The 11,059-nt window shown below is 51.3% G+C and carries 9 protein-coding genes; 3 read left to right on the plus strand and 6 right to left on the minus strand.

What is annotated here, in order from left to right:
* Positions 1–459: 459 nt before the first annotated feature.
* Positions 460–1,665 carry an MFS transporter gene (locus FD28_RS06615; RefSeq protein ID WP_057733845.1) on the minus strand — a complete coding sequence of 402 codons (1,206 nt, stop codon included), beginning with the start codon at positions 1,663–1,665 and terminating at the stop codon, positions 460–462.
* 101 nt (positions 1,666–1,766) lie between these two features.
* Positions 1,767–2,642 carry a LysR family transcriptional regulator gene (locus FD28_RS06620; protein ID WP_057733847.1) on the minus strand — a complete coding sequence of 292 codons (876 nt, stop codon included), beginning with the start codon at positions 2,640–2,642 and terminating at the stop codon, positions 1,767–1,769.
* Positions 2,643–2,755: 113 nt separating this feature from the next.
* Between FD28_RS06620 and FD28_RS06625 the strand changes: the two genes are divergently transcribed.
* Positions 2,756–3,799, plus strand: coding sequence for a YeiH family protein (locus FD28_RS06625; RefSeq protein ID WP_057733850.1), 1,044 nt, complete (start codon positions 2,756–2,758; stop codon positions 3,797–3,799).
* Positions 3,800–3,988: 189 nt separating this feature from the next.
* Here the strand turns inward: FD28_RS06625 and FD28_RS06630 are convergent, their stop codons facing one another.
* On the minus strand, positions 3,989–4,594 hold the full coding sequence (locus FD28_RS06630; RefSeq protein WP_057733852.1) for a cadmium resistance transporter: 606 nt from the start codon (positions 4,592–4,594) through the stop codon (positions 3,989–3,991).
* A gap of 72 nt (positions 4,595–4,666) precedes the next feature.
* Here FD28_RS06630 and FD28_RS06635 point away from each other — a divergent pair, with 72 nt between their 5' ends.
* Positions 4,667–5,005, plus strand: a complete 339-nt coding sequence (locus tag FD28_RS06635; RefSeq protein ID WP_057733854.1) for an ArsR/SmtB family transcription factor — start codon at positions 4,667–4,669, stop codon at positions 5,003–5,005.
* Between the two features lie 724 nt (positions 5,006–5,729).
* On the opposite strand, the gene FD28_RS06640 is transcribed toward FD28_RS06635, so the two are convergent.
* From FD28_RS06640 to FD28_RS06650, 3 genes are all read right to left on the minus strand, one after another.
* Positions 5,730–7,265: a multicopper oxidase family protein gene (locus tag FD28_RS06640; RefSeq protein ID WP_057733856.1), complete on the minus strand. Its 1,536-nt coding sequence runs from the start codon at positions 7,263–7,265 to the stop codon at positions 5,730–5,732.
* Positions 7,266–7,472: 207 nt separating this feature from the next.
* Positions 7,473–9,266, minus strand: a complete 1,794-nt coding sequence (locus FD28_RS06645) for a heavy metal translocating P-type ATPase (protein ID WP_057733859.1) — start codon at positions 9,264–9,266, stop codon at positions 7,473–7,475.
* A 147-nt stretch (positions 9,267–9,413) separates the two neighbouring features.
* Positions 9,414–10,703 carry a collagen binding domain-containing protein gene (locus FD28_RS06650; RefSeq protein WP_235806862.1) on the minus strand — a complete coding sequence of 430 codons (1,290 nt, stop codon included), beginning with the start codon at positions 10,701–10,703 and terminating at the stop codon, positions 9,414–9,416.
* Between the two features lie 153 nt (positions 10,704–10,856).
* On the opposite strand from FD28_RS06650, the gene FD28_RS13420 reads away from it, so the two are divergent.
* On the plus strand, positions 10,857–11,059 hold a 203-nt coding region (locus tag FD28_RS13420), incomplete at its 3' end, for a hypothetical protein (protein ID WP_235806863.1).

Consider the following 11,059-nt stretch of genomic DNA (forward strand, 5'->3'; position numbering starts at 1 on the left):
CGGAATATCCTGGGGCTGTTTTGTGTGGCTAACTTGTTCTTGCAATTTTCGGTTTTTTTATGTTGCAAAACCGCCCCCCCAATCATCTTAAATGTGCCTGTTCGGCAGTACCGGGCAGGCATTTTTGCCTCCCCAAACCTTTGCAGCGACATTTCCCCAAAGCACTGGCTTAGCATACAGGACCAGCCGCCTCAAAGCCACTCATCACTCCCAATAATTAACGGTTATGGCCCCAAACTGACGAAAACCAACTTAACGCGCCAGATAATACCACCTGCGGCTGCCAGAGATTCCGGCAAACTAGCTCTTAATTGCCACATTGCTGTAAATATCGCTAATTTGGCACCATTCATGCCAAGTTGTTGGCAACATGCCGTAGAGCCGTGGGTGAACCAAATTTAGCTTAAATAAAAAGAGGAACCAGACCATTGTCCCGTTCCCCTCGTTCATGATTTTCAATTATTTCTCTGCCGCCGACTGTAATTGATCCGGCCGTTTCAACAGAAAGGCCATCAAGTAGGACACGATCAAGAAGACCGACACCACCAGGTAGGGGTAATGTGGGTTCATATCCAGTAGCATCCCGGACATGATAGGTCCCACGATGTTCCCCACACTGGTCAGTGACATGTTCAGGCCATTAATCAGTCCCTGATTTGATTCACTGGCTTTCGTCAGCAGCGTGGTGATTGCGGGCCGCAACAAATCAAATGCGGAGAAGATGATCAACGTGGCAATCATCACGGCAATCTTACCGTGTGCCTGGGTGATCCATACCACGCAGATTGCTGCCAGGAAGAAGCAGACCCGAATGACCCGGCGCTCGCCCCACTTACTGACCAGGGTATCAAACATCGCAACCTGCAAGAATAACGAGATTAATCCGTTAAGCGTCAACACTAACGCAATGTTATTTAGACTAAAGTGGAAAACCTCGTTGACGTAGATACTGTAGATGCTTTCAAAGCCCTGCAGTCCAAATGAAGACACCAGAATCATGGTAAACAAGATAATGATTGGCACCGTCCAGAACTCCCGAGTCATCGGATGGGCCGTCGGTTTCGTGGCCATTTCCGAAGGCGCTTCGGCGTCACGAATCTTACTCGTTTCAGCATCACTTGGCAGTAAGCTGATTAACACGATGGCACTGATTAGTCCCAACGCCCCAGCGGCCCAGAACGGCGTCTTGTAGCTAATACCGGCCAGGATACCGCCAATACCGGGTCCCAGAATCAGGCCCCCACTAAAGGCCGCGGATAACCAGCCAATCACTCTGGCCCGTTGGCGTTTCGTTGTAATGTCAGCAGCCAAGGCCATCGCCGTGGGAACAACCATTGCGGCTGATAGCCCACCAATGATCCGCGAAATGTTGAAGACCATTAACTGGTTGGTCAAGGCAAACAACACTTCGGAGGCCATGAACAGAAACAGTCCGGTGGTCAGCACCGGCTTCCGCCCAATCTTATCGGACAACCGCCCAATCAGGGGTGACGCCACGAACTGAGAAAACGCAAACAGGGCACTCATAATCCCCATGTCGGTCGCCGTCAAATGCAGTTGATTCTTCAAAAACGGCATGACCGGAATGACTAAACTAATTCCTAAACACACTAAAAATTCACTAAATACTAAGATAAAAATGGCCCGTCTCGTTTTTTTCGTCACGATGGCTCACCCCTTCTCGATAATTTTTACAATAATACGACTAATATATCAATATTAAGGGGTGTTTGTCTAATCATAAGCTCATTTTCTCAGAAAAACCGTTATTCCCGTAAAGCACTGGCCCATTCCTGATAAGCCGCCGCAAAATAACTGTCTCGTGGATAGACCAGATCCAAGTCGTGGCGCAACCGACCGGCTTGCAGTGGCAAGACCTTTAACTGCCCGGCTCGTAGCGCATCCGCGACGACCGACCGATAAACAAAGCTGACGCCACTCCCCCGCAACAGGATCTCACGAATGGCCGCCAGATTGTTCACGGTGACCAGTTGGGGGAATTCCGCAAAGGTCACATTGGCCGCATGCGCCAAGTTTTCCAAAATCTCCCGGCTACCCGAACCCACCTCACGAATAATCAAGGGGTAAGCCGTGAGGTCCGCCCAACTCACGACTGCCTGCTGGGCTAAGGGGTGGTCGGCCGCAACCACGCCCACGAACGGTTCTTGCCGCACAATCTCGTAGCCGTAGCGTTGCTTGTCAAAATTACCTTCAATCAGGGCAAAGTCACTGGTTCCCGCCTCCAGTGCGCGCAAGGCCGCCTGCGTATTGGTTACGCGACAATTAATTTCGTGATAGTCCCGCCGTTGCAATAGCGTAATCAGCTGGGGGGCCAGAAATTCGCTTAGCGACAGGGTCGTACTAAAGGTGACCTGTCGGGTCTTCTGTGGATGCTGCAGGGTCGTCACGACCTTATTCGCCTGAACCTGAACCCGCTGAATGAACGCCGCCAGCTCCTGACCGGCTGCGGTAATGGATAATTTAGGCCGTTCATAGTGGACCAATTCCAGGCCAAGCTCGGATTCAAGATTCTTAATTTGCTGAGAAACCGCCGGCTGACTGATGTACAGCTGCTGGGCCGTCCGGGTATAGGACTTGGTCGTCGCTAAGACTAAAAAGGTTTGGTACCGGTGATCGAGCATGTTGTCAACTCCTTATCATAAGTTCAAATTATAACGTTATTATTCATTCCAATTTTATCTTATAATCAACTTCCGGTAAACTAAGCGTAGACATTTTTGAGGAGGAGATTATTTTGGATATTCGGACAACTGTGGTAAGCCGTGGCTTCTGGTTCGCATCACTCTTAACCTTAGCTTGTGCTGTGGCGGGAAGCTTTCTGGCTCAGCTGCCTTATTTAAACCTGGTGGGTGCCCTGGTCATCGCCCTGTTATTGGGAATGGCTTGTCAGGTTCAGCCCCAGGTGATTAACGCCAACCGCGCAGGTATTGGTTTTATTAGCAATAAGTTTTTACGATTAGGTATTATTCTGTTAGGTTTCAAACTCAACTTAATTCAACTGGCCCAAGCTGGCGTGAAGACCATCACCCTAGCCGCCTTCGTGGTTACTGGAATGGTCTTCTTAACCTATAATCTCAGCCGCAAGATGGGCGTCGAAAAGGAACTGGCCATCTTGACCGCTACCGGGACCAGCATCTGTGGTGCCGCTGCCGTCATGGGGGTCTCCCCGCAGATCAAGGTTCCCGCAGATAAGGCCGAACGCCAACGGGAAAATGAAGTGTTGGCCGTCGCCATCGTGGCTATCTTAGGAACGGTCTTCACCTTGGTCGAAATTGGCCTGAAGCCTCTCCTGCATTTAACCGCCGTTCAGTTTGGGGTCTTAACTGGGGGCTCCCTTCACGAAATTGCCCACGCCGTTGCGGCCGGGAGTGCTGGTGGTCCGGTCAGTCTAGACACCGCCATCATCACCAAGCTCTCACGGGTGCTGTTGCTGGCACCGGCCGCCTTAATTATCGGCTGGTGGTACCAACACCAATCACGCAAGGCTAACCCCGAAGCGGCCGCTAATGAAGGTCCTGCCAAGTTACCGATTCCTTGGTTCATGGCTGGTTTCATTTTAACCAGCATCATCGGAACCTTCCTGCCATTAGGCGATGTTGCCTTGGCCGGACTCGTCAAGTTAGCTTACATCTTCCTGGGCATGGCCATGGCCGCCTTGGGTATGAGCGTCAACTTCCGGGTAATCTTCCAGCGTGGGGGCAACGTCTTCCTAGCTGCGACTATTTCCTCGGTTATCCTGATGACCTGCGTCACGATTGCTAGCAAGTTATTCTTCTAAATCGCACCACATTAAACTAGCGCACCGCCTACTTTACGGCGATGCGCTAGTTTTTTTATGTCTAAGTTCAGAATTCTTGAGAAAAAAATGACATCAACGGTAGCCCTTCACCTGCGGCGGCCAGAAATTCCGGCTGCTATGGGAAACGGTAAGGCGGCATCACTTTGCACCGGTACGACGTCATATCCTCTACACCAACTGGATCAGGTGCTGAAAGGTCCCACTATCCCACATAATGTATAGCCCAATCAGGATGTACACGGCAATCGTGATGTAGCGTCCCTGTTTTTCCAGGATTTCTGCCACCTTGGGTAAGCACGCCAAGCGATACCCAATTTCCCAGAAAATGACCACCATCACGGCGAACGTCACTAAAATCAAGGGAATCTTGGTGGGATCAACCGTAGTAAAGATGGGCACGTAGATTCCCACATTATCCGCACCACAGGTCGCCATGGTAATCACCGCCACGCTCCAAATTAACCCCTTGGGATCAGCGACCTTGTCCGCAATGGCACCCGTATCGTCGTCATCCCCCTGAATCCACAATTTGATTCCCAGATAAATTGGGATGATCCCCAACAGACCCAGTAACCAGGGCGCCGGAACAAACCCCAAGAAAAAGGCAATTGCCAGCGAACTGCCGACTAGCACAATCGTCCCCACAAAGTCCCCCGCCAGGACTAACCACCGGTCTTGATGCTTTACGCGACCAAAGATTACCATTAGAATAATTAAGTAGTCGAGTCCGGTCGAAATATAGGCTGTGACCCCCGTTAGAATTGTTTTAACCACGTTATCCTCCCCTTTATTACATGTTATCTATAACATATGTTATCATCTACATATGAAAGGAGCAACCCTTTTATGGCGGATTCTCAAGAAAAAGTCACCCTCATTGCGCCAAAGATGGTTCAGGCCTCACAACTCATCTTTAAACTTCTCAGTAACCCCACGCGCTTACAGCTCCTTTACCTCCTGGAACAAAAGGAACTCAACGTGAGTGAGCTCAGCCAACTCTTAAACGTGGAACAATCCGTTATCTCCCACCAGTTGGCCATGCTCAAGAAAGAACAGTTAGTGGCAGTTCGCCGTGTGGGCAAGCAGAATTTTTATCGCTTAGATGACCCGCACATCCTGGACATCGTCAACGAAACACTGGCTCACGTGGATCACGTTCTTCGTGGTCAGACTCACGGCCACTAAAAAACGACCACGGAATTCCGAAAAAATTCCGTGATCGTTTTTATATTTGATGGTGAACGAGAGACTGTGGTGAAAACTGGCGGCCTCCGAAAAGCAGGTCCCTGCGCTTAACCCCATTAAGCACCGGCTCGGTTGTTAATGGCTATGCTAGCTTGAAACGTTGGACTTGCTCTCGCCAATATGTTTCGGAGACTTGCGGCCTCTGAAACGCGTTACGCAAGCCAGATTCTTCCGCTTAGACAAATAAGGGACTCCTGCCCGGGATTGGCTGTTATTGGTAGCTAATTCTCGGGGCGTTTGGCTCGTTCTTTGCCACTATGTTTCGGAGACTGGCGGCTTCTGAAACGTGCTACACGAGGCAGTTCCCTGCGCTTAACCCCATTAAGCACCGGCTCGGTTGTTAATGGTTATGCTAGCTTGAAGCGTTGGACTTGCTCTCGCCAGTATGATTCGGAGACTGGCAGCCTCTGAAACGCGTTACGCAAGCCAGATTCTTCCGCTTAGACAAATAGGGGACTCCTGCCCGGAATTGACTGTTATTGGTAGCTAATTCTCGGGACGTTTGGCTCGTTCTTTACCACTATGTTTCGGAGACTGGCGGCTTCTGAAACGTGCTACACGAGGCAGGTCCCTGCGCTTAACCCCATTAAGCACCGGCTCGGTTCCACCGAGCGGGCACTTAATGACGTTAATGCTCAGGACCTAAGCGCCTCGTTCCGCACTCTTACATCTTCATCCCCATCTTCTCATATGAACTCATTCCCGCTAAGTGGAGATCCTTCACGTCGATTCCCCGCTCCTTCGCGACCGCGTTCATTAGCGTGTCCATATCCATTAACTTATAGGTTTGGGGATGATCTGGGTCGTAGGCTTCGATTTGGGCCATCATACCGCCGTCTTCGTGCTCAATGATGTGGCAGTGGTACATGTAGACCCCGGTATGTTCGAACCAGACCTTGATGCGGACCGTTTCGCCTGGGTTGACCCCGACCGTGTCCTTGAACCCATGCTCGTTAGGGTATGGGGCCTTGCCATTCCGTGAAATAACTAAGAATTGCGTACCGTGCATGTGGAAGGGGTGGACCATGCCACTCCCCATATCGTTGGTGTTCGTGACATCCCACAGCTCAACGTTGCCCACTTTTTGCTTGGCATCGATCCGTTGCATTTCAAATTTCTTACCGTCAATCATGACTTGTTCATCCATGCCGGACATGACTACCTTACGAATAGGCGTGTCAGGGGTGACGTCTGGATCGGGAATATCAACGAGATGGTCCGGCAATTTAGCCGTATCCGTCTGGAAATCGTGAACCCGGAACCGAACCAACGGCACATCGTCAGAATACAACGTGACCGTTTTGCCAGGCGTAACCTTACCAAAGTCCACAATGATTTCGGCCCGTTCGGCACAGGTCAACATCAAATGCGTAAATTCAACGGGTTCTGGCAATACCCCACCGTCAGAGGCGATCTGCGTAAATGGGAGATCGTCACTGAAGTGTAGCCGCCATTCCCGGCGGTTGGCACCATCTAGGATGCGCAGCCGAATCCGTTGTGTCGACACGTCAAAGTAAGGATTGAGCGTCCCGTTAATCATCGGCGTTGGGCCTTGAACCCCATCCGGATCATAATCGGCGTTATAGTCCCACTGATTGTCCTCATGGAAACGGCGGTCCTGCAAGACTAACGGAATATCATCAACACCATAGTTCCGGGGGAAAGGTAACTGGGCTTCTTGGTCATCGGTCACCAGAGCCAGACCTGCCAAGCCGCGCCAAACCTGTTCCGCCGTGGATGGACACGGGTGGGCGTGTAACCACAACGTTGCGGCCGGTTGGTCCACCTTGAAGTCAATGTGGCGCGTCTGTCCGGGATAGACCGGCGCGTGACAGCCACCATCCGTGTAAGGTCCCGGCACGTTTAAGCCATGCCAGTGGAACGTGGTCAACTCGGGCAAGCTGTTCTTCAGGTCAATGTGCATCGTCTTCCCCTTAGGAAAAACAATGGTTTGGCCTAATAGACTGCCATTATAGCCCCAGGTCTTGGTCTTCTTACCCGGTAACAGTTGGGTTTCACCCGCCTGTGCCTCGACCGTGTAGTAGGTATCCGTCGCGGTCTCCTTATCCGGCTTCAATAACGGTGGAATCCGTAGCGGTTGTTGCGGAATTGCGGGTTCCTCCAACGGCACGTAACCTCCGTCATGCGTGTTAAAAGCCGGTTCATCAAAGAAATAATCGGTGTTGATTGATTTTGTCATCTTACAGGCTCCTCTTCGATTAAATTTGGCAACACTGTACAAGTCCATGATACCGCATTCACCAGTTGAAGGGAAAGTAACCTAACCACTTAAATTTGATGCCGGTTTCCTATATTCATTTGGCAATAAAAAAAGGAACTGAGCCTATCAGCTCAGATCCCTTTAAAAATGATGCGATAATAATAATCTAGAAGTAAAGCTTGGCGCTTACCGATCCGTCCGCGCCCGGAGTGCATAGAGGATGGTGACGGTATCCACCACTTCTTGGAACACCGCCCCAATGATGGCTGGAATTACCCCAAAGCTGGCAATCAGCATCAAGCCCGTACAGATAAAAATTCCGATCAAAACGGCTTGTTTGGCTACCCGCATGGTATCGTGGGCAATCAGTCGTGCGGTGCTAACCCGTGTCAAATCATCCTTTAAGACGACCGCATCCGCCGATTCACTGGCCGCGGTTGCCCCGTGGGCCCCCATCGCAATCCCCACATCGGCCGTCGCTAGTGAAGGCGCATCGTTAATGCCATCCCCCACCATGGCTACCGGACGCTGGTCGCTGGGAAGGTCCGCCAAGACCTTAATCTTATCGGCGGGAAGGCACTCCGCGTGAACCTGGTCGATCCCCACTTCACCCGCAATCGTCTCGGCAATTGGCCGGCGATCACCGGAAATCATCAGCAGGTGAGCCGCCCCGGCATCGCGTAGGGCCGCCATGGTCGCGCTCGCCTCGGGTCGAACGCGGTCATTAAAGCTCACGTAACCCTGATAGATTCCCGCAATCGACACATAAACCGCCGTCTGATTGGACTTTTCAACCGTTTCTTCGGTCACAAAGCTACTCTTACCCACGCGGACCACTTGCCCATCAACGGTCGCCATGACACCTTGCGCGGTCGTTTCATTCACGTCTGTGGCTGGCAGTAACGGCGCCGTGGTGGCCGCAACCAGTGACTGTGCAAGAACGTGACCGGAGTGCTGCTCCGTGCTGGCTGCTAATTGTAGGAGCTCTTCCGCGGGCAACGCCGTCACGGGCACCACTTGGTCAACGACCAGGCGGCCCTGCGTAATCGTTCCCGTCTTGTCAAAGGCAAACGTCTTGACCTGCGCCAGCTTTTCCAGCGTGGTCCCCGTTTTCACAATAATCCCATTACGGCTAGCCCGACTCATCCCCGAGATCAACGCGATTGGTGCCGCCAAGATCAATGGGCAGGGGGAAGCCACCACCAAGACCTCCGCTAAGCGAACCGGATCGCCGGAAAAGTACCAAGCCAACCCCGCAATCACGTAAGCTAATAGCGTAAACGGCACCGCGTAACGATCGGCCATCCGGACAAACTTGGCAGGTTGGGACTCGGCTTGTTTAACCAGCCGCACAATGTTCTGGTACTGACTGTTATCGGCCGTCTGATCCGCCCGCAGGTAGACCGAGGCTTCACCATTAATACTCCCGGACATCACGGTTTGCCCGGCTCTCTTTTCAATGGGACGCGCCTCACCAGTCAGCGAGGCTTCGTTAACCGTCGTCGGCCCCGTGAGCAGTGTCCCATCAACTGGCATAACTTCACCCGGTTTGACCAATAGCCGGTCACCTACCGTCACCAAACTAACCGCAATATCCGTGAGCGTCTCACCCTCGGCCCGGTGCGCCGTTTGGGGTGAGTTATTCAGCAACTCCTGTAATTCACTGTTGGCGCGACTGGCGGCAAAGTCCTCCAACGCATCCCCACCCGTTAGCATGAGCAACACGATCAATGCCGCCCAGTATTCGCCCACGGCTAACGTGGCTAACACCGCCGTGATGGCCAGCAAGTCGACACCAAACTTGCCGGAACGTAAGGTTCTAACCATCTCGATAAACATGATGATGGCCAGGAGTAAGCCTAACCCCGTGATCAGAATCTGGGCCCACTTTGCCTGATGATTAACAAATTGAAGCCATAATGCGAGGGCTCCCAAAATGATGACAAACCAGAATTGACGATATTGCCGTAACTGTTGCATAATTTCCCCTCCCCAGGAATCGTAATGGTTATCTCGAGTATACCAGAGCTTGTGACATTTGCCACATAGCGACTGATTTTAATCTTAACAATCCTGCTAAAAAAAGAGCCTGGCGTCTGCCAAGCTCCTTTCAAATGCGATTACTTGTTAAAAGTGACGCCGAACAATGACACTAGCGCCTAGCGTTGCGAGGACCAAGATGCCCCCGACCACACCGCGTAAGCTCCCCTGATCATTGGTCTGAGGTAACTTCGTGTTGGTTGTCTTTGTGGTGCTACCCGGATTTTCAGTAGCCGTTGCCTTGGCAACTGCAGGCTTCGCTTTTTTAGCAGCCGCTTTGGCCTTCTTGGCAGCCTGCTTTTTAGCAGCTTCCTTGGCAGCTTCTTTCTTAGCTTCGGCTTCCTTATTTTCTTCTTGTTCGCGGGCTTCCTCTTCCTCATCGGTTTCAGTCCCGCCATCGGTATCAGTCGTCCCAGTTCCGGTGTCTTCGTCAGTGTCGACCCCTGGTTCTTCGGTCTCGTTGACGTCCCCACTCCCGGAACCACTGTTACCCGTTGAAGAGGAGACTTTACCGTTAGCCTCTTCGGAATTCTTACCACCAGAGGTGCCGCCACCCCAGGTCATCACGGCATTATTTCTAAATTTATAACCAGAATGAATCAACTCGGGATCCGTGACTTTAGTGTAGTAGTCCACGACAATCATATCGTTAACCGTATCCTTAAAGCTTAGATCAAATCCCTTATCGTTGTATGTAACATCGTAATCGGTACCTTCAGTCAACGCTGGTTTTTCCCGTTGGTAGGTCGTTGTATTCTGCCAAGTTCCCTTGCTGACTGTCAGGCCGTGAATCATTTCTTGGTTAGCCCCGATTGTATCGGTCACGTCCAAGTTCTTCATTTCCAATTCACGACGATTAACTAAGATCGTCCACTTAATCGTGCCATCGTTCTGCAGCGTCCCCTTCTTAGACAGGTTAGCTTCATTAGACACAATATTGATTTGTGACGTACTGCTACCGCCATTCTCCAATGGGAAAACCACGTCTTTTTCACCAGTATCCTCGTAACGATACTGCGTGGCTAAGATCAGTTTTAGCTTGGCATTGGTCTTGTTTTCTAAGGCATCATTCATGGTAATCACGACGCCCTTATCGGAGACAACCGCCTTACCAATCACGGTACCATCCTCGTCGGTCACATCAAACGTGTCACCGGGCGTCTTTCCCTTTAAATTCTCAGGAAAATCAAGGGTGATGGTATCACCAGCATGAATCGGCGTGCTGCCAAAACTCAGATCATATTCCACATTGACCGTATTTGAATGCTTAAAATCAGGTCCGTTGGTCACGCTGGCTGAGGTGGTAAAGTCCGCGCCGTTGTGATTGGTCGCGGCCTTCGCTGGTGTTGCCACCTGACTAACTACTAACAAGAACACTAAACTAAAAAGTCCAATTAGCAGTCGTCCAACTTTACTATTCAACTTCAAAAATATCCCCTCCCGAAACTTTTACATATCCAAAGTATACGCGCCTGTGCAACCGCTTGGCAATGGGTGCGGGACAAGTTGCCCAAAATGGGGGGATTAGTTGTGGTCATCGCCGTTGACAGCCCCCTGTATCGTCGCCAATGGACCGTTTCAATGCCACCCCTGAGAACGCAAAAAAAACACGCCAGTCTTTTCGACTCACGTGTTCCTAATTGTATGGCTTTGAAAATAACAAAGTATAAGCAAACCGCCGCCTTACCGTTCGCCAAATTTGGGCTGGAACGCGGTGGGCAGGACGGCCCGAG

This window comes from Levilactobacillus hammesii DSM 16381 (genome assembly GCF_001434395.1).
GTDB classification, from domain to species: Bacteria; Bacillota; Bacilli; order Lactobacillales; family Lactobacillaceae; genus Levilactobacillus; species Levilactobacillus hammesii.

Excerpts from the sequence above, each read along its gene's own strand:
- FD28_RS06620 (WP_057733847.1), bottom strand. The coding sequence starts at position 2,642 with ATGCTCGATCACCGGTACCAAACCTTTTTAGTCTTAGCGACGACCAAG.
- FD28_RS06635 (WP_057733854.1), top strand. The coding sequence starts at position 4,667 with ATGGCGGATTCTCAAGAAAAAGTCACCCTCATTGCGCCAAAGATGGTT.
- FD28_RS06640 (WP_057733856.1), bottom strand. The coding sequence starts at position 7,265 with ATGACAAAATCAATCAACACCGATTATTTCTTTGATGAACCGGCTTTT.
- FD28_RS06645 (WP_057733859.1), bottom strand. The coding sequence starts at position 9,266 with ATGCAACAGTTACGGCAATATCGTCAATTCTGGTTTGTCATCATTTTG.